The organism is Streptomyces sp. NPDC033180 (genome assembly GCF_055577645.1).
This window is the reverse complement of sequence record NZ_JBVIPU010000018.1, coordinates 25,439-50,323: the sequence shown is the minus strand read 5'-3', so window position 1 is coordinate 50,323 and position 24,885 is coordinate 25,439. Positions and strand designations below refer to the sequence as shown.

Genomic DNA, 24,885 nt, shown 5'->3' with positions numbered 1-24,885 from the left:
GGTGCACACCACCGGGAGGCGTACCCGGAGCACCGGGAGCACCGGGCGGCTGCGGCGCGGCCGGAGCCGCGGGCGGCTGCGGTCCGTCGGGGCCGAGCGAGGACACGAGCTGCGTCGGGACGTAACCGCCCGCCGGGGTGCCCGGAGCACCGGGACCGGACGGCGGCGGCGGCGTACTGCCCGGCGCCACACCGGGAGTTCCCGGGGCGCCGGGGGGCGGCGGCGTACTCGCACCGCTGCCGCGCGCACCGCGCGGCGGCGCCTGCGCCTTGCTGGTCGCGGCGTCGGCGATGTCCCCCGCGCCGGGAGGCACGGAGTGCTGGGCGGCGGCGGGAGCGGAACCCTGCGGATAGCCGTACGCGGACGGGTCCGGAGCGCTCACGCCCGCAGGCGGCGGCAGGTTCGGCGCCGGAGCGGCCGGGGGCTGCGTGCCGGGGGCTCCGGGCCCCTGCGGATAGCCGTACGCGGACGCGTCGGGAGCACCGGCGCCCGGGGGCGGCGGCAGGTTCGGGCCGTCGAGCGCGGGCGCCACCGTCGTCGACGGAAGACCGCTGCCGCCGTGCATCAGCGCGGTCTTGGCCTCCGGCGCCACACCGGGCGGCGGAGAGTCCTCATCGTCACCGCCGACCAGCGGCGGCGCGAACACCGTCGCGGGCGCCGGCACCGAACGGTCGTCGCCGGACTCCGCGTTGGTGTCCGTACCGGCCCACGGGGTGTCCCCGGCCGGCGCACTCGACGACCCGGCCGCGGGCCACGGCGTACCGCCACCGGGCGCTTCGGGAGCGGCGGACGCGGCCGCAGGAGCGGGAGCCACAGGAGCCGAAGGCGCGACAGGTGCCGCGGGGGCGGCCGGTGCAGCCGGTGCGTCCGAAGCCGGCGTCCCCGCCGACTCCGACCTGCGATCCGGAATGCCCAGCTTGTCCGCCGCCTCCTGAAGCCACTCCGGGGGGCTCAACAGGAACGACGTCTGATTCAGGTCCACCCGCTCCGGCGGAGCAGGCGCCGCATCCTCCGGCGCCACATCCGGGACGCCGTACTCCTCTTCGTACCGGCGGATCACCTCACCGACCGGCAGCCCCGGCCAGAGCGTGGCGTCGCCGCTGTCGCGCGCGACGACGAGCCGCTGACGGCCGCCGTCGGACACCGGACCGTCCTCACGGTCCTCCGCCCATACGACGAAACCGAGCTCGAACTCCCTTACCCGCACCGCACGATGCTGGTACCCGGGCACATCGCCGTTGATCCATTCCTCGGCGCGCTCCTGCGCCTGCGCGAAGGTCACCATCGCCAAGTCACTCCCCCACCGGGACGGCGCGCGCGAAGCCGCCGTCCACCATCAGGTTCGCCACGGTCTCCAACTCCGGCGGATTACCCGCGAGCCGGGACAAGAACGCGTCGAAGTCGTCACCGCACGGCAGCAACAGCCGCTGCACCCGCTCGGCCGGCGCCCATCCGGCCGCTTCCGAGACGTCCCGTGCGTCGTCGTACGCGCAAAACCACACCGAACCGATCCGGTCGCCCTTGACCTTCACGGCGAGAATGCCGCCCTGCACAAACCCGACTCCCAGATAATCCTTGGTGAGATGGTCGCGCAGGCACTTGTTCACGTACACCAGGTCGTTGACCGCGGCCTCGTCCCGCACCGTGAAGAACGGCTGGTCGATCAGGAGGCCGAGCTCCGCGTCGAGCGCCGTACCGACCGGCGCGCAGCCGCCCGCCGCCTTCAGGAAGGCACGGTAGGCACCGGGGAGCCGGTAACCCAGCTCCTCCTCGGCGCCGAGGACCTCCTGCTCGGTCACCGCGACCGCCGACTTCGGCAGCGCGAGATGCGCGGGCCGGGTCTCCTGGAGCGGGCGCGTGCCCCTCTTGTTCTGGTCGACCGGCGTCGTGGCGATCCCGCCGTGGTGCCGCAGGAGCGCCTTCACCTCCACCGGGACCAGCTCCAGGCGCCGGCCGCCCGGCACGTGGTGCCAGGTCCAGCCGTGCGGGGTCGCCACCGGCGGAATCGTGTCCCACAGGTCGTGTTCCGCCGCGGCGAGCGCCGCGTTCGCGGAGACGTAGTCCGTCAGACGCAGCTCGTCGACCCCGAAGCCCTCCGGAGGCTCGGCGATCTCGGCGGCCGCACGCGCGTAGGCCGAGAAATCCGGATAGCCGTGCTCGTCCACACGCACACCTCTGGGATGGCGCGTGGCCCGGACCGGATCCGGGAAATGCACGACCTGCCCGGCGTAGGCCGCGTTCGGCGGTGCGGCCTGCTGCCCCAGCCGACCTGTCGTCATGGCGGTTGCCCCCTGCGGCACTGTTAATGGTTCTGCGGATCGCTGTGCGTGAATGTCACTTGCACGGATTTACGTGCTTCGTCCTGCGTTCCGCAGTCTGCGGATGTCGACAGCCTATGCGTAAGGACGACACCGGTCACCGGGCCTCCGGTTCCATGACCAGCAGCCACCGGACCGTCACCGTGCGACGAAAGCCAGGCGTGTCGCGGTGCCCCAGCTTCCGCACCACCCGCCCCATTTGACAGGCTGTCTCCGCAACGCGGGGGCGTGGCACACGCGGTCACAGCCGCGAGTTGCGGGGAGGGAAGCACCACCATGCACACGGCACAGACCGGCACGACCGGCCACACGGCGGCCACCACGGCGCCCACGACGACCGCCGAGAACCCCACCGACACGGGAGATCCACGCGTCGGCTGGAGCAGCGCGTCCACGTACGCGCCCACGCTGCGCCAACGCCGCGACGGCATACTCCCCACCGTCGCCGCCGCACTCTCCGTCCGCGGCGCGACCCTCACCTGCACCGCGGGACGCGGCGAGGAACCTCCCGCTCTGCACCCACTCGTACAGGACTTCCTCGACACCCTCACAAGCAGCCAGCGCGAACGCTTCACCGGGCGGTGCGCCGAAGCGATCCTCATCTCGCGCCACCTCACGGCGGCCGACACCAGCCGCTCCAAACGCGCGGCACGAAAACCGATGACCAACGGCGAGGCCCGCAAAGCCCTCAAGCACGCCAAGCTCACCACCCGCCGCATCCGCGAGGACGGCGACCCCCTGCACGGCGGCTTCGCCCGCCCCTGCCGCTCCTGCACCGCCCTCACAGCGCACTTCGGCGTACGGATCGTGGAACCCCCGACCCCGGAATCCTGATCCCCACCACCGAGCCGCGAACCGCGAACCGCAACGAGGGCAGCCGCACATGCACACGGAACAGCACACCGACCACCCCACCACCCCCACAGCGGCGTCACCCCGCTTCCCCGTCCCCGTCGACGCCGCCCTGCGCGCAGCCGGCTGGCGCCCCGGACGCTGGGACATAAAGCAGGCCGAGATCTGGGCCGACGTCCTGCGCCGCCACACCTCACCCGCGGGACACCAGCACGCCGTCTTCCCCGCCGCCGTCGAGGCCTGGGCCGAGTTCGGCGGACTGCACATCACCCCGCAGGGCCCCGGCCGCCACATAGCGCCCGCCGCCGTGCACCTGGACCCCCTCTACGGCCTCCACCTGGCCCGCACCCTCGGCGACCTCGGCCGCGCCCTCGACACCGAGGTCTGCCCCATAGGAGAGGAGACGGAGACCCAGGCACTCCTCGCCATCGACGCCGAAGGCCGCGTCTACAGCCTCGACCACAGCGGCGACTGGTACCTGGGCTCCCACATCGACGCAGCCCTCGCCACCCTGGCATCGGGCACCCAGCCGGAACGCCTCAAAGCGGGCTAGAGCCGCCCGGCGACGCGGGCCGGAACCCGGACCCGGCGGCGACGCGGCCTAGGCCCCCGCGACAGCGGCAGCCGCCGGCAGCACCGCCGACACCCGGAAACCACCCGCGTCCGTCGGACCCGACACGAAGACACCGCCCAGCGCGATGACCCGCTCCTTCATCCCCACCAGGCCGTTGCCGCCACTCGGCAGCCGGGCATCCCCGGGGCCCACCTCCGGCGGCGGCTCGTTCTCCACCTGCATCGCGATCTCCGCACCGCGGTGCGCGAGCCGGACATACGTCTTGGCGCCCGCCGCGTGCTTGTGCACGTTCGTCAACGCCTCCTGAACCACCCGATACGCGGTCTGCTCGACATCCGCCGCGTACGCACGGGACTCACCCTCCACGGACAGATCCACCGCCATCCCCGCCGCACGGGACTGCCCCACCAGCTCATCCAGCTCCGCCAGACACGGCCCGTCCTCGTCCACCGCACGCGAGGCGGCGGCAGCCGCGGCGAACCCCACGGCGGCCAACGGCACCGCGTCGGACACCGAACCATGCCGGCCACCCGCCACCGGCGTGGCCTCCCCGGTCCGCAGCACACCCAGCATCTCGCGCAACTCCGTCAGAGCCTGGCGCCCCATGTCCCCGACAAGAGCGGCGTTCTTCACGGCCTTCTCAGGATCCTTCCTGGCGACAGCCTGCAAAGCAGCGGCATGCACGACCATCAGACTCACCCGATGCGCGACGACGTCATGCATCTCCCGAGCGATCCGTGTCCGCTCCTCGTTACGCGCCCACTCCGCCCGCTCCTCGGCCCGCTCCGCGAGCAACTGCAACTCGCGCTCCAGGCTGTCGGCACGCTCCCGAAGACTCTCCATCAGCCGCCGCCGGGCGCCGACATACAGCCCGAGCAGGATCGGCGGCGCGGTGACACCGATCGACGTGGTGATCGCGATGAACGGTATGAACCCCTCCGCGAACCCCAGCTCCCCGCTCGCCATGTCCTGCCGCGTCCGCACGAGAGTCACGATGAGCGTCCCGAGCAAGGACATCCCGGCAAGGGACCCGATGATCCGCCGAGGCAACTCGGACGCCGCAAGCGTGTACAGCCCGACGATGGTGAGAAAGATCCCCATCTGAGCAGGCGTGATCGCAATCGAAATGAGCACCACGGCGATCGGCCACCGCCGCCGCAACACCAGCGAAGCCCCGGCCAGCACCCCGAACGCGACCCCCACCCCCGTGGGAATCCCCGTGTCCCCCGCGAACGCGAGCCCCTCGGCCCCGCACTCCGCGGCCGAGGCCAACGCGAGCCCCACATCCAGCACGGCACTGCGCCGCCGCTCCCACCACCACGGCCCGGTCACGGCCGCGCTGTGCTTCTCCCCCGTCGTGGTCATGCCTTCCAGCCTACGGGCGACAAGCTCTCCTTTTCCGGCGAGTTTCCGGCTCCGTGATCGAACGCACGCGCTGTTCGATGCGAAACGAAACGGCCGGAAATCCCTCGAACTGTTGAACCGCTTCCCCTTTCCGACCGGACGTTCGCATTCCGGACGAGGGTCGTCGCATGACGGAAATCACGAGCAAGTACGCCGACTTCGAGGGGTTGCGGGAGCGGGCGATTCGCGTTGCGGCGGGAGGGGTTGAGCCGCCGCCAGATCCGCGACGAGTTGAGGCTCTTCAACGACGACATCCTGAACCGCCTCCTGGAAGGAGAACCGCCTCCGGAGTGGACGAAACGCCCGAACGCGAAGGACGACCTGAGGGAGCGGGCGCGGGAGCTGCGGATCCAGGGACTCACGTATGACCCGATCCAGGTCGAGCTGGGCTGCTCGAAGAGTTCGATCTCACTGTGGGTACGGGATCTGCCCAAACCCGAGCGGCGGGACCCATCGGAGCAGGCGAAGCTGGCGGCACGAAAGCGGTGGGAGCACGAGCTGGCGGTGCGGGACAAGGAGCGGCAGCGCGTGAAGGAGGCCGCGAAGCAGGACGTGGGCACCTTGTCAGACCGCGAGCTGTTCCTCGCCGTCGCATGGAAGGGGCTTGGTACGGCATAGTGTTGGGTGCCTACTCGGCGACCTGACCAAATGTCCGGTTCGCCGCGTTTATTCCCCCATGGTGTAATCAGGCAGCACTGCGGTTTTTGGTACCGTCTGTTCAGGTTCAAATCCTGATGGGGGAGCTGCAACTTTTGTCGGGTCCTGACCGCCACGGTCAGGACCCGCCCTCATTTCCGCCCCACATCGCCCCGGTATCCTGCGGATGTCCAATCCCCGCACATCCGAAGCCGAAGGGCATCCCCGTGAGCGCCAACTGCCCGGCAGCCGTCGTCGTCCTCGCAGCGGGTGAGGGCACCCGTATGAAGTCGGCCACTCCCAAGGTTCTGCATGAGATCTGTGGCCGTTCCCTCATCGGGCACGTCCTCGAGGCCGCGTACGCGCTGAGCCCGGAGCGGCTCGTCACCGTCGTCGGGTTCGCCCGCGAGCAGGTCATCGGTCATCTCTCCGCCGTCGCCCCCGACGTACGCACCGCCTACCAGAGCGAGCAGAAGGGCACCGGCCACGCCGTCCGTATCGGTCTGGACGAGCTCGGCGGCGCCGTGGACGGGACCGTCATCGTCGTGTGTGGTGACACCCCGTTGCTGACGGGCGCGACCCTGCGGAAGCTGGCCGAGACGCACACCGGGGACGGCAACGCCGTCACCGTGCTGACCGCCGAGGTTCCGGACGCGACCGGTTACGGCCGGATCGTGCGGGACGGCGAGAGCGGCGCGGTGACCGGGATCGTGGAGCACAAGGACGCGACCGAGAAGCAGCGTCTGATCCGTGAGATCAACTCCGGTGTGTTCGCGTTCGACGGGCAGCTGCTCGCGAAGGCGCTCGGCAAGGTGCGTACGGACAACAGTCAGGGCGAGGAGTACCTGACCGACGTTCTGGGGATCCTGCGGGAGGCGGGGCATCGCGTGGGCGCTGCTGTCGCCCTCGATCACGAGGAGATCGCGGGGATCAACAACCGTGTGCAACTGGCGCAGGCCCGCCGTACCTTGAACGACCGGCTGCTCACCGAGGCCATGCTGGCGGGTGTGACGGTGGTGGACCCGGCGTCGACGTGGATCGACGCGACGGTGACGTACGAGCGGGACGCTCTTGTGCATCCCGGCACGCAGCTCCATGGCGCCACGCATCTCGGGGAGGGCGCCGAGGTGGGGCCCAACACCCGCCTGACGAACACCAAGGTCGGTGCGGGCGCCCGGGTGGACAACACGGTCGCGTTCGACTCGGAGGTCGGGGAGCAGGCGAGCGTCGGTCCGTACGCGTATCTGCGGCCGGGCACCCGGCTCGGCGTGAAGGCCAAGGCCGGTACGTACGTGGAGATGAAGAACGCGAAGATCGGTGAGGGTTCGAAGGTGCCGCATCTGTCGTACGTGGGTGACGCGACGATCGGCGATTTCACCAACATCGGTGCTGCGAGCGTCTTTGTGAACTACGACGGTGAGGCGAAGCACCACACGACGGTGGGGTCGCACTGCAAGACCGGTTCGGACAACATGTTTGTGGCTCCTGTCACTGTTGGGGACGGCGCTTATACGGCGGCGGGTTCGGTCATCACGAAGGATGTTCCGGCAGGTTCGCTGGCCGTGGCCCGTGGCCAGCAGCGGAATATCGAGGGTTGGGTGGCGCGCAAGCGTCCGGGCAGCGCGGCTGCGAGGGCGGCGGAGGCGGCGTCCGGGGAGTCCAGGAATTCGGCAAGCGGAAGCTGACCGGAAACAGGTGCGTCGTGCACGGCGTACCGTGATAGATGCACACCATTTCGGCCGGCTCAGCGCTTCGGACTGCAATTTTCCGGGGCGTGCGAGGACGGCAGCGGGAAGAACTCGTCTGAGGAGACTAGTGCTGTGACCGGGATCAAGACGACCGGCGAGAAGAAGTTGATGCTCTTCTCCGGCCGCGCCCACCCCGAGTTGGCCGAGGAGGTCGCACACAAGCTGGGTGTCGGCATCGTGCCGACGAAGGCTTTCGATTTCGCCAACGGTGAGATCTATGTGCGGTATCAGGAGTCGGCTCGTGGTGCGGACTGCTTCTTGATCCAGAGCCACACGGCTCCGATCAACAAGTGGATCATGGAGCAGTTGATCATGATCGACGCGCTGAAGCGCGCGTCGGCCCGCTCCATCACCGTGATCGTGCCGTTCTACGGCTACGCGCGCCAGGACAAGAAGCACCGCGGCCGTGAGCCGATCTCGGCCCGTCTGGTGGCGGACCTGATGAAGACGGCGGGCGCGCACCGCATCCTCACGGTCGACCTGCACACGGACCAGATCCAGGGCTTCTTCGACGGCCCGGTCGACCACCTCTTCGCGCTGCCGGTCCTCGCGGACTACGTGGGTGCGAAGGTCGACCGCTCGAAGCTGACCGTGGTCTCCCCCGACGCCGGCCGTGTGCGCGTCGCCGACCGCTGGTGCGACCGTCTGGGCGCCCCGCTGGCGATCGTGCACAAGCGCCGTGACAAGGACGTCGCCAACCAGGTCACCGTGCACGAGGTGGTCGGTGACGTGAAGGGCCGCGTCTGCGTCCTGGTCGACGACATGATCGACACGGGTGGCACGATCTGCGCCGCCGCCGACGCGCTGTTCGCGCACGGTGCGGAGGACGTCATCGTGACGGCGACGCACGGCGTGCTGTCCGGTCCGGCCGCGGACCGTCTGAAGAACTCCAAGGTGAGCGAGTTCGTGTTCACGGACACGCTGCCCGACCCGGGCGACCTGGAGCTCGACAAGATCACCGTGCTCTCGATCGCGCCGACCATCGCGAACGCGGTGCGTGAGGTCTTCGAGGACGGTTCGGTGACGAGCCTCTTCGACGAGCAGGCGTAATCGTCGTACATCGCTCGACGTCGTAGATCGATCGACGTCATAGATTGATCGACTTTGAGGCGGCCTTCCCGCCGGGTAGACTCACGGAGTTGCTCGGCGAGGGAGGCCGTACTCATTGCAGTACGGCTGTCCGTTATCGACGCGCTCTTCGTAGCAGGCCGCCAGTCGTGGCCGGGTGACCGATTTCTTCCGTCACCACTTTTACGAGGAGTGCACATGTCCGAGGTGAAGATCACCGCCGAGGTCCGCAGCGAGTTCGGCAAGGGTGCCGCCCGCCGTCTGCGTCGCGCCGACAAGCTGCCCGCCGTTGTCTACGGCCACGGTGCCGACCCGATCCACATCGCGCTGCCGCACCACGGCACGCTGATGGCACTGAAGACCCCTAACGTCCTGATCAACCTGGACATCGACGGCAAGAGCCAGCTGGTCATCCCGAAGGCCGTCCAGCGTGACGCCGTGCGCATCGGCATCCTCGAGCACGTCGACCTTCTCCTCGTCCGCAAGGGCGAGAAGGTCAACGTCGACATCTACGTCCACACCGAGGGTGAGCTCGCCCCGGGCGGCAACCTGCTCGAGCACGTGCTGAACGCGCTGCCCGTCGAGGCCGAGGCCACGCACATCCCGGAGTCGGTCACCGTCTCCATCGCCGGTCTCGAGGCCGGTGCGACCGTTCTCGCCAAGGACATCACGCTGCCCAAGGGCACGACCCTGGCCGTCGACGACGACACCGTCGTCCTGCAGGTCCTGGCCGCGCAGGCCGAGGAGGCCGCCGCCGAGACCGAGGGCGAGGGTGACGCCGCCGAGGCCTGAGCCTCGACTGCGTTCGACTCTGCCGACCGCCGCTCCGCGCTCCTGCGCGGGGCGGCGGTTGGGCTATGAAGGAGACATGCAGATGACGACGGACCTCGGTACGCCCTGGCTGATCGTGGGCCTGGGCAATCCAGGCCCTGGGTACGCCATGAACCGGCACAACGTGGGCTTCATGGTGGCCGATCTGCTCGCGGAGCGGATCGGTGGCTCGTTCAAGCGGAGCGGGCGTGCGCAGGCGCAGGTGCTCGAGGGCCGGATCGGTCCCGCGGGCCCGGGCAGCCGCCGGGTCGTCCTGGCGAAGCCGATGTCGTACATGAATGTGTCGGGTGGCCCGGTGACGGCGCTGCGCGACTTCTACAAGATCCCGACGGCGAACATCGTCGCGGTCCATGACGAGCTGGACATCGACTACGGCATGCTGCGGCTGAAGCTGGGCGGCGGCGACAACGGCCACAACGGTCTGAAGTCGATGACGAAGGCGATGGGCCCGGACTACCACCGGGTGCGGTTCGGGATCGGGCGTCCGCCGGGGCGGATGCAGGTGGCGGACTTCGTCCTGAAGGACTTCGCTTCGGCGGAGCGCAAGGAGCTCGGCTACTTCGTGGACCGGGCGGCGGATGCTGCTCAGGCCCTGGTGATCGAGGGGTTGGAGCGGGCGCAGAGCTCGTACAACTCCTGAGCGGTGTCCCCCGGGACGGTTGACTGAGCGCATCGTCATGGCCAAGGATCGCCGCCATGAACGCGCTGCTTCTCCTACGCCGGACGGCGATGGGCGGGCTCGCGGCGCTGCTGCTTGTCGCGGGCGTCTGGGCGTCCTGGGGCACGGCGCAGCACGTGATGCTCACCGATGAGCGTGAGCGGGGCACGATGCGGGTGGCGCGGTGCTCGTCCGACGACTGCTTCGGTTCGTATGTCCCCTCGACCGCGGGCTTCGAGCCGCGCGATGAGGTCGTGATCGACCGCTCGATCGCGGAGAAGAAGGGGTCGAGGATTCCGGTGGCGGTGAAGCCGGGCACCGACGAGGTCGTACGCACGGGTGGCCCCGGGTTCCTCCACGCGTGGTTGCCGCTGGGCGGCGCCCTGCTGCTGGCCTCGGTGGTGGTGGCCGGGGGCCTGCGGCTGTCCCGCGTGGCGTGGACCCTGGCTTTGGCGGGCACCGGCCTCCTGACGGCATCGTTCGCCACACTGACGTTCTGACCCACTCAGGCCCACCAGGCCGACCGCTGCGCGGCGCTACCCCGCAGCCCCTTCGCAACGCTGATCTTCCAGCGCCACCGCTCCAGGCTGCTCCTGGTCCCCGCTCACGCGGAAAGCCCGCCGCTCCGCGGCGGATGTCTCCCACCCACCCACCCGATCACCCCGCAGCCACAGGGGCGCGCGATACGGCTGGGTGACATCGGCCCCCTCACCACCAACCGCCGCCGCCACCACTCCACGCCCACCCAACCCACTGCTGGGCGGGACTGCAAGCCAGATGCCCACCTGACGCCAGACAACGGACGGGAACCCCGCCCCCCCAACCCGACGCCGGGCAATCGGGCGGGTGGGTGGGGAAAATCCGCCGCGGAGCGGCGAGATGACAAGCCGGACGCACACCCGACGAGCAGACGGAAGCCCCCCACCCGACGCCGGGCAATCGGGTGGGTGGGCGGGAAAGATCCGCCGCGCAGCGGCGGGGCAGAGGCGCCACAGCGGACCCGGCGGCGCCTAACCCGCCCTGCGAGCCAGCGGACCCGGCGACGACGAACGCGCCCCGCGAGCCACAGCGGACCCGGCGACGACGAACGCGCCCCGCGAGCCACAGCGGACCCGGCGGCAACAACCGCGCCCCGCGAGCACCGGCGCCCCCGCCAGCAAGAATCAGCCCGTGTTCCGCAGCCCCGCCGCCACACCGTTGACGGTGAGAAGCAGCGCGCGGCCCAGCAGCGGGTCCGCTTCCTCGCCCGCGGCCACCGCGTCGCGCTGGCGCTTGAGCAGCGCGACCTGGAGGTACGAGATCGGGTCCAGGTACGCGTCACGGATGCCGAACGTCTGCTGGAGCTCCGGGTGGGAGCCGAGCAGTTCCTCGCTGCCGGTGATCCGCAGGACTTCCTGCACGGTCAGCGCGTGCTCCGCCTCGATCACGTCGAAGACGTGCTTCAGCTCGTCGGGGACGAGCGTGTCCACGTAGTGGCGGGCGATCCGCAGGTCCGTCTTCGCCAGGGTCATCTCCACGTTCGAGATGAAGTTCCGGAAGAAGTGCCAGTGCTCCTGCATCTCGCCGAGGACGGTGTCCAGACCGGCCTCGCGCAGCGCCTTGAGGCCCGAGCCGACGCCGAACCAGCCCGGCACGATCTGCCGCGACTGCGTCCAGCCGAAGACCCACGGGATGGCGCGCAGGCCGTCGAGCGAGACGCCCGAGCCGGGGCGGCGGGAGGGCCGCGAGCCCAGGTGGAGGTCGGCGAGCTGGTCCACCGGCGTCGACGCGAGGAAGTACGTCGGCAGGTCCGGGTCCTCGACGAGCTTGCGGTAGGCGGTGTGGGCCGCGTCCGAGACGACGTCCATCGCCGCGTCCCAGCGGGCGAGCGCCTCGTCCGACTGGCGGGGAGAGGTGTGCAGGGCCGAGGCCTGCAGCGTCGCGGCCACGGTCAGTTCGAGGTTCTCCCTGGCCAGCGACGGCACGAGGTACTTGTCGGAGATGACCTCGCCCTGCTCGGTCACCTTGATCTCGCCCTCCAGCGTGCCCCACGGCTGCGCGAGGATCGCGTCGTGCGAGGGGCCGCCGCCGCGGCCGACGGTGCCGCCACGGCCGTGGAAGAGGCGCAGCCGCACGCCGTAGCGGTGCGCGACATCACGCAGGCGACGCTGTGCCCGGTGGATCTCCCACTGCGAGGTGGTGATGCCGCCGAACTTGGACGAGTCCGAGTAGCCGAGCATGACCTCCTGGACGTCACCCCGGAGCGCGACCAGTCTGCGGTACGACGGGTCGGCGAGCATCTCGTCGAGGATGACGTCGGCGGCACGCAGCTCGTCCGTCGTCTCCAGGAGCGGCACGATGCCGATCTTCGCCCAGCCTGCGTGCAGGTCGATGAGCCCGGCCTCGCGGGCGAGGACGGACGCGGCGAAGACGTCGTCGGCGCCCTGGCACATGGAGATGATGTACGACTCGATGACCTCGGGCCCGAAGACCTGCAGGGCCTTCTTGATGGTGAGGAAGACGCCGAGGGTCTTCTCGCCCGCGGCGTCCAGCGGGGCCGGGGAGGGGCCGAGCGGCCTGCGGGAGCGCAGCTCCTTGGCGAGCAGCTTCTGCCGGTACTCGCGCGGCATGTCCACGTACCGCCAGGACTCCTCGCCCAGGCGGTCGAAGAGCTGACCGAGCGCGTGGTGGTGGGCGTCGGCGTGCTCTCGTACGTCCATGGTGGCGAGCTGCAGACCGAACGCGGCGAGCGTACGGATCGTGCGGTTCATCCGGCCGTCGGCGAACAGGGCGCCCTTGTGCTCGCGCAGCGACGTCTGGACGAGGGTGAGGTCGTGCAGGAGCTCGCCGGTGCCGAGGTAGTCGCGCCCGTCCTCGTGGGCCGTGCCGCGGGCCAGGCGCTCCTTGGTGTTCTCCAGCTTCTGCCGGATGCAGGTGGCCTTGAGGCGGTAGGGCTCCTCGGCGTTCAGCCGCTTGTAGCGGGGGCTGATCTCGGGCAGCCGCTCCAGGTCGAGCTGGAGGGAGGCCTTCAGTTCCTCGGTGGCTCCGGTGTAGCGGATGGAGTTGGAGAGGAAGCCGCGCAGCTCGTCGACGAGTGCGAGGGCGTCGTTGATGCCGTGCTCGTGCTGGAGGATCAGGACGTCCCAGGTGACGGCGGGCGTCACGTTCGGGTTGCCGTCGCGGTCGCCGCCGATCCAGGTGCCGAACGTCAGCGGGCGGGTGCCTTCGGGCAGCTGGACGCCGACCCGCTCCAGCTCGGCGGTGAGGTCTTCCAGTACGTCCCCGACGGCGCCGGCGTGCAGCTCGTCCAGGTAGTAGATGGCGTTGCGGGCCTCGTCCGCGGGTTCCGGACGGACGACGCGCAGCTCGTCGGTCTGCCACACCAGGTCGATGCTCTCGGCGAGGCGGGTGTCGTGACGGCGCCGGTCGGACTCGATGACCGGGGTCTCGAGGAGCTCGGCGATGCGGCGCAGCTTGTTGAGGACGGAGCGGCGGGCGGCCTCGGTGGGGTGCGCGGTGAAGACGGGGCGCACGTTCAGGTGCTCCACGGTCTGGCGCAGGTGCTCGGGGTCCGCGTCCTTGAGCCGGTCCGCGGTACGGGTCAGGAGCCCGCCCTCGGCGGCACGCCGGGCGCGCAGCTCGCGCCCGCGGTGGACCTGCTCGGTCACGTTCGCCAGGTGGAAGTACGTGGAGAAGGCGCGGACCAGCTTGGCCGCGGTCTCCAGTTCGGTGCCACCGAGCAGGCGTGCTGCGGCCTCGCCGTCCTCACGGGTCAGGCGGCGGACCTTCTCGACCAGTTCGAGGAGCTCTGAGCCCTCCTGACGTACGAGGGTCTCGCCCAGCAGGTCGCCGAGGCGGCGGATGTCGGCGCGCAGCTCGGTGCTGGCTGTGGTGTTCGTCTGGTCGTCGGCACTGCTCACAGGTGCGGCTCCTTGCAGTGTTGAAGCACGTCAGGTCTGGGAGGGGTCCCCGGGCGGATATGAATCCGCGTTCCGGGGGAACTAGAGAGAGCGGACCGCGCTGTCCGACTGTTCCCAAGGATAGGTGTCACATCGCGGCACGGACTCGCGGCTCTTGCCGCCGGGTTCCGCGCTGCCATACTTACGACGCCGTAGGTTACGGGACCGTAGATAACGCGGAATCCGTGACCGTGCGCCCGCCGCACCCGCGCCGTGACCCTCAACCCTCGACCCCACAGGGGACGTGCCCATGACCACACCTTCCGATGCGTGTTCCGACACTGATGTGATCGAAGACGCTTCGCGATCGACGACCGATGCCGATTCGTCATCTCCCATCCCTTCCGCGACGCTGGGCGGTGAGCAGAAGCGGTCCCTCGAACAGATGGCGCTGCTGCTGTTCATCACCGTCCCGTTCCTCGCCCTGGTCGCGGCGGTGCCGCTGGCCTGGGGCTGGGGGGTGAGCTGGCTCGACCTCGGCCTGCTGGTGTTCATGTACTACCTGGGCTGCCACGGCATCACGATCGGATTCCACCGCTACTTCACGCATGGCTCCTTCAAGGCGAAGCGTCCGCTGCGGATCGCGCTGGCCGTGGCGGGGTCGATGGCGGTGGAGGGCCCGCTGGTCCGCTGGGTGGCGGACCACCGCAAGCATCACAAGTTCTCCGACGCGGAGGGCGACCCGCACTCCCCGTGGCGCTTCGGCGAGACGCTCCCGGCCCTGATGAAGGGGTTGTGGTGGGCGCACATCGGCTGGATGTTCGATGAGGAGCAGACGTCGCAGGAGAAGTACGCACCGGACCTGATCAAGGACCCGGCGCTCCGCAGGATCTCCCGCCAGTTCCTTCTCTGGACGATCGTGTCCCTTGCGATCCCGCCGCTGGTCGGTGGCCTGGTGACGATGTCGTGGTGGGGCGCCTTCACGGCGTTCTTCTGGGGCTCGCTGGTCCGGGTCGCGCTGCTGCACCACGTCACGTGGTCGATCAACTCGATCTGCCACGCGGTGGGCAAGCGGCCCTTCAAGTCGCGCGACCGCTCGGGCAACGTGTGGTGGCTCGCGGTCCTGTCCTGCGGCGAGTCCTGGCACAACCTCCACCACGCCGATCCGACGTCGGCGCGGCACGGTGTGCTGCGGGGCCAGGTCGACTCGTCGGCGCGGATCATCCGCTGGTGCGAGCAGCTGGGGTGGGCGACGGATGTGCGCTGGCCGTCGGAGTCCCGTATCGACTCCCGCCGGAAGCCGAAGACCGTCGGCCCGGCATGATTGACGACGTGGCGACCGACTCCGGCAATTCCAGCCCCTCCAGCAAAGAGAAGCAGCCTCGGCGTACGCGCCGGACCCGGATGACGGGTGCCGAGCGCCGGGAGCAGTTGCTGGACATCGGCCGCACGCTCTTCGCCGCCAAGGGTTTCGAGGGCACGTCGGTGGAGGAGATCGCGGCGAAGGCCGGGGTCTCCAAGCCTGTCGTGTACGAGCACTTCGGCGGCAAGGAGGGTCTGTACGCGGTGGTGGTGGACCGCGAGATGCGGGCGCTGCTCGACGGGGTGACGGGGGCGTTGACGGCGGGCCATCCGCGCGAGCTCCTGGAGCAGGCGGCGTTCGCCCTCCTCGACTACATCGAGACGTACACGGACGGCTTTCGCATCCTGGTCCGCGATTCGCCGGTGGCGCAGTCGACGGGCACCTTCGCCTCGCTCATCTCGGACATCGCGACGCAGGTGGAGGACATCCTGGGCCAGGAGTTCAAGACGCGGGGCTTCGACCAGAAACTGGCTCCCCTGTACGCGCAGGCGCTGGTCGGCATGGTCGCGCTGACGGGCCAGTGGTGGCTGGACGCCCGCAAGCCGAAGAAGGCGGAGGTGGCGGCGCACCTGGTGAACCTGGCATGGCACGGCCTGGACGGCCTGGAACCGAAGCCACGCCTGATAGGCCACCGCAAGAGCTAGCCCGGCGGTGCGGGCGCCCTGCGGTGGGCACCCTTCCGCTTCCGGGGCAGGCCCCCCGGCCGCGCAGCCGGGGGGTAGGGATATTCACCCCTCCCGCTCCAGGAACTCCAGGCGGTTGCCCACCGGGTCCTCGGCGTAGAAGCGCCGGTGGCCGGGCAGCGCGTAGTCCCAGGTGAGGGGGGTGCCCCGCGAGGCCAGTCTCTCCGCGTACGCGGAGATGTCCCGCACCCGCAGTCCCGGGTGCGCCTTGCGCGCCGGGCGGAAGTCGCTCTCGATACCGAGGTGCAGCTGTACGGCCCCGGCCCCGGCCAGGAACCAGCATCCGCCCCGCCCCGCCAGCTCCCCCGGCTTGGGGACCTCCGTCATGCCGAGCACCCCGCAGTAGAAGGCCCGAAGCTCCGGCTCGCTCCCCGGTGGCGCGGCCAGCTGGACGTGGTCGATGCCGGTCAGCATGGGGCTCAGCCCTCCCGCCGGGCCACGGCGAAGACCCTGCGGAAGGGGAAGGCCGTGCCGCCCGGCCCCGCCGGGTACGCCTTCCTCAGCAGCTCCCCGTACTCCGCGAGGTACGCCTCCTTCGCCTCCGCGTCGTCCGCCAACGCCGTCAGCACAGGCCGCAGGCCCGTCCCCTTCACCCAGTCCAGGACCGGGTCCTCCCCCTCCAGGAGGTGCAGATACGTCGTCTCCCACGCGTCCACCTCGCAGCCCAGCGGGGCAAGCCGTTCCAGGTAGGCCGTCGGCGTGAGCACCGCGTCCGCGTGGCGGAGCCGCCCGCCGAGCCGCTCCCGCCACCGCTCGGACTCGCTCAGCTCGCGCATCAGGACGTGGCTCGGGGCGTCGAAGTTGCCGGGGACCTGGAAGGCGAACGAGCCGCCGGGGGTCAGCGCCGCGATCCAGGCAGGGAAGGAGTCCGGGTGGCCCGGCACCCACTGGAGGGTCGCGTTGGACAGGATCAGGTCGTACGTCCCCTCGGCCGGCGCCCAGCCCCCGGCGTCCGCCGCGGCGAAGTCAAGGCGGCCGCCACCGGCCGTGGGACCCGCCAGGCGCTCCGCCTGCTCCAGCATCTGGGGCGAGTTGTCGTAGCCGGTGATGTGCGCCGTCGGCCAGCGTTCGGCCAGCAGACGCGTGACGTTGCCGGGCCCGCAGCCCAGGTCCGCGATACGCGGCGGACGGTCACCCGTGGCGGGGAGTTCGGGGACGCGGGCCAGCAGGTCCACGAAGGGGCGGGCCCGGTGCCCGGAGTGGCGCAGGTACTGTCCGGGGTCCCACGTGGGCGAGGAGCTGGGGGTGGCGGACATCAATGGCCTCCTCTGGGGGCGGACCTCGGCGCCGTACAGAATCCGCTTCGGCGCCGTGCGGAATTGCCGACGCCATGGTCGTCGTAAAGCCGTACAGATCCATCCTCAACCCCGAAGTCTCTTGACGTCAAGAGACTTCACGTCGACAGACCCCCTACACTGATCGTCATGGAGGACGAGGTCGACCGTCTGGTCGCGGCATGGCGCCGGGAGCGCCCTGACCTCGACGTGGAACCACTCGAGGTGCTCAGCCGTGTCAGCAGGCTGGCGCGGCATCTCGACAGGGCCCGTCGGCTCGCGTTCTCCGAGCACAATCTGGAGCCGTGGGAGTTCGACGTACTCACGTCACTGCGGCGCGCGGGTGCGCCCTATCAGCTCTCCCCCGGACAGCTCCTCACCCAGACCCTGGTGACGTCCGGCACGATGACCAACCGCATCGACCGGCTCGCGAAGAAGGGCCTCGTCGAGCGGCTGCCCGATCCGAGCGACCGGCGTGGCGTCCTGGTGCGGCTGACCGAGGAAGGGCAGGACCGCGCGGACCAGGCCCTCGCCGGACTCCTCAAGCAGGAGCGGGCGATCCTCGCCGAGCTCTCCCGCGGACAGCGCGGCGAACTGGCCGGGCTGCTACGCCAGTTGACCGCCCCGTTCGACAACATCCCCGGCTAGGTCGACCGGCCCCACCCCTGCCCTGCGTGCAAGAGCGACGGCCGCGAGCGTGGAGTGGACGCCCAGCTTCCCCAGCACGTTCTGCATGTGCGTACGCACCGTGTGCGGGGAGAGGAAGAGGCGCTCGGCCACGGCCTTCCTGCCCAGGCCCGCCACCATGCAGCGCAGCACCTCGCGCTCGCGCGGGGTCAGCGACTCCACCAGGCGCTCGGATTCCGTGCGGTGCTTGCGCGCGGCGGTCAGCTCGCGCAGGACGCCGGTGAGCAGCGCGGGCGGCAGATGCGTCTCTTCCCGCAGCACGCCCCGTATGACCGTCAGGAGCCGGGAGAGCGAGCAGTCCTTGGCGACCCAGCCCGACGCGCCGGCCTGCAGTGCGAGGGCCGCCCTGCGCGGGTCGTCCCTCTCGGCGAGCACGACCGTACGGACCATCGGCTGGCCCGAACGGACCCCGGCCACCAGGGATATGCCGTCCACCAGACCGTCCGCGTTGCCCTCCTGCACCGAAGGTGCGGGCCGCACGCCCTGCACGGCGCTCGCTGACGCGCCCAGGTCGGCGTCGACGAGCAGCACGTCGTATCTGCGCCCCTCGGCTATCGCCCGCTCCAGGCAGCGCAGTGCGGCCGGGCCGCTGCCCGCCGCGGACACGTCGACGTCGGGCTCCGCCGCCAGTGCCGCCGCGAGCGACTCGGCGAAGATGCGATGGTCGTCGACGACCAGGACTCGGATACGAACCACTGAAACCCCCTCCCCCAAGCTCTCCTCGAAGAGCAGGGGATACCCCATCGTCGGAGGACGTACGGTGCGGGTACGACACCTGGAACGGGGGTCACCGCAGTCGCACGGCCGCCGCCGAGCTGTGACTGCCACCCCCACGCCGGGTGCCGTACCCGACTGTCTCGCCCCCTGATCAGTGCCGGCCCCCACCGGCACTGCCACTCAGAGTAGGGCCGCACGGCAGGAGCGGAAGGTAATTTACAGAACTGACTGGCCAGCGCGTTTATGGTGAGCCGTATGTTTCGTATTGAGACAGGAGTCGACAAAGAACGGTTCGCTCTGCTCCTCGCCGGTCTTCAGGACGCGAACTCCAGGGCCTCACCGGTGCTCCGCGCGCTGCGGGGCACCCCGCAGGATCGTGAAATACCGCTGGCCGTCTGGCTCCTGGAACGCGCGGAGGGCCTCGTCGGCGGCCTCGCCGGACACACGTGGGGGCGCTGGCTCCATGTGAACCACCTCTGGGTCAGCGGGAAGCACCGGGGCGCGGGCCTCGGCGCCCAACTGCTCGCCGAAGCGGAACGCATCGCGCACGAGGAGCGGGACTGCCGCAACTCCCGCGTGGAGACGTGGGACTTCCAGGCGCCGGGGTTCTACCGCGGCCAGGGCTACGAGGTGGTGTCGGTGATCCCCGACTACCCCGAAGGAGCCAAGGAGTTCACCCTGACGAAACGGCTGGGGTAGGCGAGCAGGCGGGGCCGGGGAGGGTCACCTCTCCCGGCGTGCGCCCGCCGACGGGACCGCCGGGAAGATCCGTGGGGACGTGAAGCCCGCCGAAGTGAAGGCCTCCAGGATCGACTTCGTCACCGGCTCCGCGTCCGCCTCCTCCACGAGGACGATCGCCGAGCCGCCGAAGCCGCCGCCCGTCATGCGCGCGCCGATCGCACCCGCCGCGTTGGCACAGGACACCACCAGGTCCAACTCCTCGCAGGAGATGCGCAGATCGTCCCGGAGGGAGGCGTGGCCCTCGGTCAGGACGGGGCCGATCGCCCGCACCTCCCCCGCGTCGAGCAGGCCGATGACCTGCTCCACCCGGTGGTCGTCCGAGACGATGTGGCGTACGTAGCGGCGGATCTGCTCGCCCGTCAGTTTCGCCAGGGCGGCGGGGAGTTCGGCGTACGGGACGTCCCGGAGGTGGGACACGCCCAGTTGCCGCGCGCCCTCCTCGCAGCCGGCCCGCCGTTCCGCGTACGCCCCGTCGCCCAGCTCGTGCTTGACCCGGGTGTCGACGACGAGCAGCCGCAGGCCGTGCGCGGCGAGGTCGAAGGGGACCTGCCGTATCGACAGGTCCCGGCAGTCCAGGTGCAGGGCGTGGCCCTCGGTGGCGCACGCCGAGGCCATCTGGTCCATCACGCCGCACGGCACGCCGACGAAGGCGTTCTCGGCGCGTTGGGCCAGGACCGCCAACTCGGGGGCAGCCAGCCCGAGTTCGTACAGGTCGTTCAGGGCGAGTGCCGTGACGACCTCCAGGGCGGCGGACGAGGACAGGCCCGCCCCGGTCGGCACGGTCGAGGCGAGGTGGATGTCCGCGCCCCCGGAGACGGCGTGGCCCGCCTCCCGCAGCGCCCAGACCACGCCCGCGGGGTAGGCGGCCCAGCCGCCCTGGCCGTATTTCGACAGGGGTGTCAGCTCGTCCACCGGCAGTTCGGCGACCGGAGCGTCGATGTCCGCCGAGTGGAGGCGCAGGACACCGTCGGCGCGGCGTGCCACCGCCGCCACCGCGGTGTGCGGCAGCGCGAGCGGCATCACGAAGCCCTCGTTGAAGTCCGTGTACTCGCCGATGAGGTTGACCCGGCCCGGGGCCGACCAGACGCCCGCCGCCTCATACCCGTACAGCTTCGCGAACTGCCGCGCTACGTCCATCAGTTACCCCTTGACCCCTGTTGACCCGGTTGACTGCTGTCCCGGTTGACGCTGGGCGAACGCCCATGCGTCGGCGACGATTTCCGCGAGGTCCGCGCGGGACGGATTCCAGCCGAGCCGCTCCCGCGCGGTGGCCGCGGACGCGACGAGGACCGCCGGGTCGCCGCCGCGGCGCGGGGCCATGACCTCGGGGATCGGATGTCCGGTGACCTGGCGGGCGGTCTCGATGACCTCGCGCACGGAGAAGCCGTTGCCGTTGCCGAGGTTGCAGATCAGGTGCTCGCCGGAGGTCGCCGCGTCGACGGCGAGGAGGTGCGCCTGCGCCAGGTCCGCGACGTGGATGTAGTCGCGGACGCAGGTGCCGTCCGGGGTCGGGTAGTCGTCGCCGAAGACGTTGATCGCCTCGCGACGGCCCTGTGCGACCTGGAGGACGAGGGGAATCAGGTGCGACTCGGGGTCGTGCCGCTCGCCGTACCGGCCGTAGGCGCCCGCCACGTTGAAGTAGCGCAGCGACACGGCGCCCAGGCCGTGGGCGGTGGCCTCACCGGTGATCATGTGGTCGACGGCGAGCTTCGAAGCGCCGTAGGGGGAGGTCGGTGCGGTGGGGTCGGTCTCCGTGATGGGGCTGCTGACCGGTTCGCCGTAGGCCGCCGCGGTGGAGGAGAACACCAGCCTGCGCACGCCCGCGTCGCGCATCGCGGCGAGCAGCGCCATCGTACCGCCGACGTTGTTGTCCCAGTACTTCTCGGGCTTCACGACGGACTCGCCGACCTGGGAGAAGGCGGCGAAGTGCAGCACGGCGTCGAAGGAGGAGTCCAGCCACTTGGCGGCATCGCGGATGTCGCCCTCGATGAACGTCGCGTCGGCCGGGACTCCCGCACGGAAGCCGGTCGAGAGGTTGTCGAGGACGGTCACCTCGTGCCCGGCCTCGATCAGATGCTGGGCCACCACGCTTCCCACATAGCCCGCCCCGCCGGTGACCAGGTACTTACCGCTCATGAACTCGCTGCCTCTCGCAATCGCTGGGCCGCGGCTTCCGGCGGCACGTCGTTGATGAACACGCTCATGCCGGATTCGGAACCCGCGAGGAACTTCAGCTTGCCCGAAGTGCGGCGAATGGTGAAAAGCTCGAGGTGGAGTGCGAAGTCGTCCCGGTTGACCGCGGTATGTCCTTCGGCGCCCTCCAGCGCGCCGAAGGGCGCCTGGTGCCACGCGGCGATGTACGGCGTGAGCGGCTCGCTCTCGGCCCCGCCTTCACCTTCGCCCTCACCTCCGCCGAAGATCCGGTCGAAGCGCCTCAAGAGTTCCAGATACACCTGGGGAAACTCTGTGCGCGCCGCTTCGTCGAGCCCGAGCAGGTCCGGGACCCGGCGCTTGGGGTAGAGGTGCACCTCGTAGGGCCAGTGCGCGGAGTAGGGCACGAACGCCACCCAGTGCTCGGCGTCCAGGACCACGCGCTCGCCCGCCGACTCCTCGGCCACGACGTCGTCGAAGAGGTTGCGACCCGTCGCCTCCTTGTGCGCGGCGAGCGACCGCAGCATCAGGGACGTACGCGGGGTGACGAAGGGATAGGCGTAGATCTGCCCGTGCGGGTGGCCGAGGGTCACACCGATCTCGGCGCCGCGGTTCTCGAAGCAGAACACCTGCTCGACGGAGGGGAGGTGCGAGAGCTCGGCGGTCCTGTCGGTCCAGGCGTCGAGGACGAGGCGGGCCTGGTCCTCGGTGAGGTCGGCGAAGGACGAGTCGTGGTCGGAGGTGAAGCAGACGACCTCGCAGCGTCCGGCGTCCCCGGCCAGTGAGGGGAAGCGGTTCTCGAAGACGACCACGTCGTACGAGGAGTCGGGGACCTCGCTCAGACGCTCGCCCGCGGAGGGGCAGAGCGGGCACTCGTCGGCCGGCGGGTGGTAGGTGCGGCCCTGGCGGTGCGAGGCGATGGCGACCGCGTCGCCCAGGAGCGGGTCCCGGCGGATCTGGGATGTGGTGGAGATGGGGTCCAGGGGCCTTTGGTCGACGGCGTCGCGCACGGCGTCGTCTCGCGAGTCGTAGTAGATGAGCTCACGACCGTCTGCGAGACGGGTCGAGGTCTTCTTCACTTCCGGGCTCCTCACCAACACCCACCCAACATAACCGCACATAACAAATCACAAGGCAACAGCATCGTCAATGCCTGCCAGCTGCCACCTGCAAGCTGAGCGTCGGCTATGCGCCCGATCACAATCCAACAAAGAACACCAACAGAAGTCTTCAGTTATTGAAGGGAGGGGCGTAGGTTCCGGTCTGATCAGTTCGCGCAACGAAGCGAGTTCACGCATGCAGTCCCCCACACAGACCCTGGCCGAGGGGCTTCGGCTGCCCACCAACGGCCTTGACTACGCGATCCTGGCGATCTACTTCGCCGTGGTCCTCGGCATCGGCTTCGCCGCCCGACGCTCCGTGAAGACCAGCCTCGACTTCTTCCTCTCCGGGCGCTCCCTGCCCGCCTGGGTCACCGGCCTCGCCTTCGTGGCCGCGAACCTCGGCGCGACCGAGATCCTGGGCATGGCGGCGACCGGCGCCCAGTACGGTGTCGCGGTCGTCCACTGGTACTGGATCGGCGCCATCCCCGCGATGGTCTTCCTCGGCCTCGTGATGATGCCGTTCTACTACCGCAGCAAGGTCCGCTCGGTCCCCGAGTTCCTGCTCCAGCGCTTCGACAAGTCGGCGCACCTGCTGAGCTCGGCACTCTTCGCCTTCGCGGCGATACTCATCGCGGGCGTGAACCTCTACGCCCTGTCGATCGTCGTCGAGGCGCTGCTCGGCTGGCCGCAGTGGGTGGCCATCGTGGTCGCCGGGTTCTTCGTCCTGGCGTACATCACGATCGGCGGACTCTCCTCGGCGATCTACAACGAAGTCCTCCAGTTCTTCGTGATCCTGGCCGCCCTCATCCCGATCTGCGTCATCGGCCTGAAGAAGGTCGGCGGCTGGGACGGTCTGAGCGGCTCGATCGAGAAGTCGCACGGCGAGAACTTCATGACCGCCTGGGGCGGCACCGGCATCGGTGACGCCAACCCGCTGGGCGCGAACTGGCTGACGATCATCCTCGGCCTCGGCTTCGTGCTCTCCTTCGGCTACTGGACGACCAACTTCGCCGAGGTGCAGCGCGCCCTGTCCGCGAAGAACCTCTCCGCCGCCCAGCGCACCCCGCTGATCGCCGCGTTCCCGAAGATCTTCATCGTCTTCCTGGTGATGATCCCGGGCCTGGTCGCGGCCGTGCTCGTCCCGAAGATCGGCACCGCGGGCTCGGACCTCACCTACAACGACGCGATCCCGTACCTGATGCAGGAGCTGCTGCCCAACGGCGTGCTCGGCATCGCGGTGACCGGTCTGCTCGCGGCGTTCATGGCGGGCATGGCGGCCAACGTGTCGTCCTTCAACACCGTCTTCACGTACGACATCTGGGCGAAGTACGTGGTCAAGGACCGCGAGGACGGCTACTACCTGAGGTTCGGCCGGCTCATCACCGCGATCGGCGTCCTGGCCTCCATCGGAACGGCCTTCATCGCCTCGTCGTTCTCGAACATCATGGGGTACCTCCAGACGCTGTTCTCCTTCTTCAACGTCCCGATGTTCGTGGTCTTCATCATCGGCATGTTCTGGAAGCGCGCCTCGATGAAGTCCGGTGTGTGGGGCCTGCTCGCGGGCACGACCGCCGCGATGGTCAACTACTTCTGGATCTACAAGCAGGGCGTCATCGACATCCCGACCGACCAGGGCGCCAACTTCGTCTCGGCGATCGTCGGCTTCGTCGCCGGCGCCGTGGTGATGGTCGCGGTCACGCTCTTCACCGCCCCCAAGCCGGAGGCCGAACTGGCCGGTCTGGTCTACGGGACGACCTCACCGGGCATCGACGAGCCACCGGCCGAGGGCGACGACGCCTGGTACCGCAAGCCCGCGCTGCTCGGCTGGGGAGCGGTCGTGCTCGCCGCGCTCTGCTACCTGCCGTACTCGCTCTAACCCCGATCGGAGGTCTGGAAGAACATGTCTGAACTGCACGACGAAGTCTCCGCACTGGAGCGCAAGTCCGCCACGGCGGCCCGTCTCTTCGACATCCGGCGGATCATCGGCGGTCTGTTCGTCGTCTACGGGATCATCGTGACGATCGCCGGAATCTCACCGTCCGACGCCGACATGAAGAAGGCCGAGGACATCAACATCAACCTCTGGACGGGCCTGGCCATGCTGGCGCTCGGGCTCTTCTTCCTCGGCTGGCTGTGGCTGCGCCCCACGCCCCCGCCCACCGAGGTCCCTGAGGACGAGTAACAACCCCGGACGGGGCC

General features: G+C 69.8%; 22 protein-coding genes, 1 tRNA gene and 2 pseudogenes. 15 read left to right on the top strand and 10 right to left on the bottom strand.

What is annotated here, in order from left to right:
* Nucleotides 1-1,285, bottom strand: a pseudogene (locus tag ACZ5WE_RS33720) (SUKH-4 family immunity protein); the annotation flags it as partial.
* A gap of 7 nt (nt 1,286-1,292) precedes the next feature.
* On the bottom strand, nt 1,293-2,279 hold the full coding sequence (locus tag ACZ5WE_RS33715; protein WP_467689422.1) for an SMI1/KNR4 family protein: 987 nt from the start codon (nt 2,277-2,279) through the stop codon (nt 1,293-1,295).
* A 315-nt stretch (nt 2,280-2,594) separates the two neighbouring features.
* Between ACZ5WE_RS33715 and ACZ5WE_RS33710 the strand changes: the two genes are divergently transcribed.
* Complete coding sequence (locus tag ACZ5WE_RS33710; protein ID WP_467689424.1) at nt 2,595-3,152, top strand: YwqJ-related putative deaminase; 558 nt, start codon at nt 2,595-2,597, stop codon at nt 3,150-3,152.
* Between the two features lie 49 nt (nt 3,153-3,201).
* Complete coding sequence (locus tag ACZ5WE_RS33705) at nt 3,202-3,723, top strand: SUKH-3 domain-containing protein (protein WP_467689426.1); 522 nt, start codon at nt 3,202-3,204, stop codon at nt 3,721-3,723.
* Nucleotides 3,724-3,771: 48 nt separating this feature from the next.
* Here ACZ5WE_RS33705 and ACZ5WE_RS33700 read toward each other — a convergent pair whose 3' ends face one another.
* On the bottom strand, nt 3,772-5,109 hold the full coding sequence (locus tag ACZ5WE_RS33700; protein WP_467689427.1) for a sensor histidine kinase: 1,338 nt from the start codon (nt 5,107-5,109) through the stop codon (nt 3,772-3,774).
* Between the two features lie 167 nt (nt 5,110-5,276).
* Between ACZ5WE_RS33700 and ACZ5WE_RS33695 the strand changes: the two are divergent.
* From ACZ5WE_RS33695 to ACZ5WE_RS33665, 7 genes and pseudogenes are all read left to right on the top strand, one after another.
* Nucleotides 5,277-5,736: pseudogene (locus tag ACZ5WE_RS33695) on the top strand (hypothetical protein); the annotation flags it as partial.
* A gap of 82 nt (nt 5,737-5,818) precedes the next feature.
* Nucleotides 5,819-5,891: transfer RNA gene (locus ACZ5WE_RS33690), tRNA-Gln, on the top strand.
* Nucleotides 5,892-6,011: 120 nt separating this feature from the next.
* Complete coding sequence (gene glmU, locus ACZ5WE_RS33685; protein WP_467689429.1) at nt 6,012-7,469, top strand: bifunctional UDP-N-acetylglucosamine diphosphorylase/glucosamine-1-phosphate N-acetyltransferase GlmU; 1,458 nt, start codon at nt 6,012-6,014, stop codon at nt 7,467-7,469.
* Between the two features lie 135 nt (nt 7,470-7,604).
* Nucleotides 7,605-8,582, top strand: coding sequence for a ribose-phosphate diphosphokinase (locus ACZ5WE_RS33680; protein WP_467689431.1), 978 nt, complete (start codon nt 7,605-7,607; stop codon nt 8,580-8,582).
* A gap of 216 nt (nt 8,583-8,798) precedes the next feature.
* Nucleotides 8,799-9,392 carry a 50S ribosomal protein L25/general stress protein Ctc gene (locus ACZ5WE_RS33675; protein ID WP_467689432.1) on the top strand — a complete coding sequence of 198 codons (594 nt, stop codon included), beginning with the start codon at nt 8,799-8,801 and terminating at the stop codon, nt 9,390-9,392.
* A gap of 76 nt (nt 9,393-9,468) precedes the next feature.
* Nucleotides 9,469-10,071: an aminoacyl-tRNA hydrolase gene (gene pth, locus ACZ5WE_RS33670; RefSeq protein WP_467689434.1), complete on the top strand. Its 603-nt coding sequence runs from the start codon at nt 9,469-9,471 to the stop codon at nt 10,069-10,071.
* A 56-nt stretch (nt 10,072-10,127) separates the two neighbouring features.
* A complete protein-coding gene (locus ACZ5WE_RS33665; protein ID WP_467689436.1) occupies nt 10,128-10,589 on the top strand; it encodes a hypothetical protein in 462 nt (153 codons plus the stop codon).
* A 663-nt stretch (nt 10,590-11,252) separates the two neighbouring features.
* Here ACZ5WE_RS33665 and ppc read toward each other — a convergent pair.
* On the bottom strand, nt 11,253-13,988 hold the full coding sequence (gene ppc / locus ACZ5WE_RS33660) for a phosphoenolpyruvate carboxylase (protein ID WP_467689437.1): 2,736 nt from the start codon (nt 13,986-13,988) through the stop codon (nt 11,253-11,255).
* Nucleotides 13,989-14,277: 289 nt separating this feature from the next.
* Between ppc and ACZ5WE_RS33655 the strand changes: the two genes are divergently transcribed.
* Nucleotides 14,278-15,291 carry an acyl-CoA desaturase gene (locus ACZ5WE_RS33655; protein ID WP_467689439.1) on the top strand — a complete coding sequence of 338 codons (1,014 nt, stop codon included), beginning with the start codon at nt 14,278-14,280 and terminating at the stop codon, nt 15,289-15,291.
* Nucleotides 15,288-15,974, top strand: a complete 687-nt coding sequence (locus ACZ5WE_RS33650; RefSeq protein WP_467689441.1) for a TetR/AcrR family transcriptional regulator — start codon at nt 15,288-15,290, stop codon at nt 15,972-15,974. Before ACZ5WE_RS33655 ends, ACZ5WE_RS33650 begins: the two co-directional genes overlap by 4 nt.
* Before the next feature lie 84 nt (nt 15,975-16,058).
* On the opposite strand, the gene ACZ5WE_RS33645 is transcribed toward ACZ5WE_RS33650, so the two are convergent.
* Both ACZ5WE_RS33645 and ACZ5WE_RS33640 read right to left on the bottom strand, forming a co-directional pair.
* Nucleotides 16,059-16,427, bottom strand: coding sequence for a VOC family protein (locus ACZ5WE_RS33645; RefSeq protein ID WP_467689443.1), 369 nt, complete (start codon nt 16,425-16,427; stop codon nt 16,059-16,061).
* A 5-nt stretch (nt 16,428-16,432) separates the two neighbouring features.
* A complete protein-coding gene (locus ACZ5WE_RS33640) occupies nt 16,433-17,269 on the bottom strand; it encodes a trans-aconitate 2-methyltransferase (RefSeq protein ID WP_467689445.1) in 837 nt (278 codons plus the stop codon).
* Between the two features lie 168 nt (nt 17,270-17,437).
* On the opposite strand from ACZ5WE_RS33640, the gene ACZ5WE_RS33635 reads away from it, so the two are divergent.
* Nucleotides 17,438-17,935 carry a MarR family winged helix-turn-helix transcriptional regulator gene (locus ACZ5WE_RS33635; RefSeq protein ID WP_160505514.1) on the top strand — a complete coding sequence of 166 codons (498 nt, stop codon included), beginning with the start codon at nt 17,438-17,440 and terminating at the stop codon, nt 17,933-17,935.
* Here the strand turns inward: ACZ5WE_RS33635 and ACZ5WE_RS33630 are convergent.
* Complete coding sequence (locus tag ACZ5WE_RS33630) at nt 17,894-18,670, bottom strand: LuxR C-terminal-related transcriptional regulator (protein WP_467689447.1); 777 nt, start codon at nt 18,668-18,670, stop codon at nt 17,894-17,896. The genes ACZ5WE_RS33635 and ACZ5WE_RS33630 overlap by 42 nt on opposite strands.
* A 264-nt stretch (nt 18,671-18,934) precedes the next feature.
* Between ACZ5WE_RS33630 and ACZ5WE_RS33625 the strand changes: the two genes are divergently transcribed.
* Nucleotides 18,935-19,390: a GNAT family N-acetyltransferase gene (locus tag ACZ5WE_RS33625; RefSeq protein ID WP_467689448.1), complete on the top strand. Its 456-nt coding sequence runs from the start codon at nt 18,935-18,937 to the stop codon at nt 19,388-19,390.
* A gap of 24 nt (nt 19,391-19,414) precedes the next feature.
* Here ACZ5WE_RS33625 and galK read toward each other — a convergent pair whose 3' ends face one another.
* Genes galK through galT form a run of 3 tightly spaced genes read right to left on the bottom strand, consistent with a single transcriptional unit; the run spans nt 19,415 to nt 22,662 of the window.
* Nucleotides 19,415-20,569, bottom strand: coding sequence for a galactokinase (gene galK, locus ACZ5WE_RS33620; RefSeq protein ID WP_467689450.1), 1,155 nt, complete (start codon nt 20,567-20,569; stop codon nt 19,415-19,417).
* A gap of 3 nt (nt 20,570-20,572) precedes the next feature.
* On the bottom strand, nt 20,573-21,568 hold the full coding sequence (galE, locus tag ACZ5WE_RS33615) for a UDP-glucose 4-epimerase GalE (protein WP_467689451.1): 996 nt from the start codon (nt 21,566-21,568) through the stop codon (nt 20,573-20,575).
* Nucleotides 21,565-22,662 carry a galactose-1-phosphate uridylyltransferase gene (galT, locus tag ACZ5WE_RS33610; protein ID WP_467689452.1) on the bottom strand — a complete coding sequence of 366 codons (1,098 nt, stop codon included), beginning with the start codon at nt 22,660-22,662 and terminating at the stop codon, nt 21,565-21,567. The genes galE and galT overlap by 4 nt, the downstream gene beginning before the upstream one ends.
* A 217-nt stretch (nt 22,663-22,879) precedes the next feature.
* On the opposite strand from galT, the gene ACZ5WE_RS33605 reads away from it, so the two are divergent.
* Both ACZ5WE_RS33605 and ACZ5WE_RS33600 read left to right on the top strand, forming a co-directional pair.
* On the top strand, nt 22,880-24,562 hold the full coding sequence (locus ACZ5WE_RS33605; protein ID WP_467689454.1) for a sodium:solute symporter family protein: 1,683 nt from the start codon (nt 22,880-22,882) through the stop codon (nt 24,560-24,562).
* Between the two features lie 24 nt (nt 24,563-24,586).
* Nucleotides 24,587-24,868: a hypothetical protein gene (locus ACZ5WE_RS33600; protein WP_467689455.1), complete on the top strand. Its 282-nt coding sequence runs from the start codon at nt 24,587-24,589 to the stop codon at nt 24,866-24,868.
* Nucleotides 24,869-24,885 lie beyond the last annotated feature (17 nt).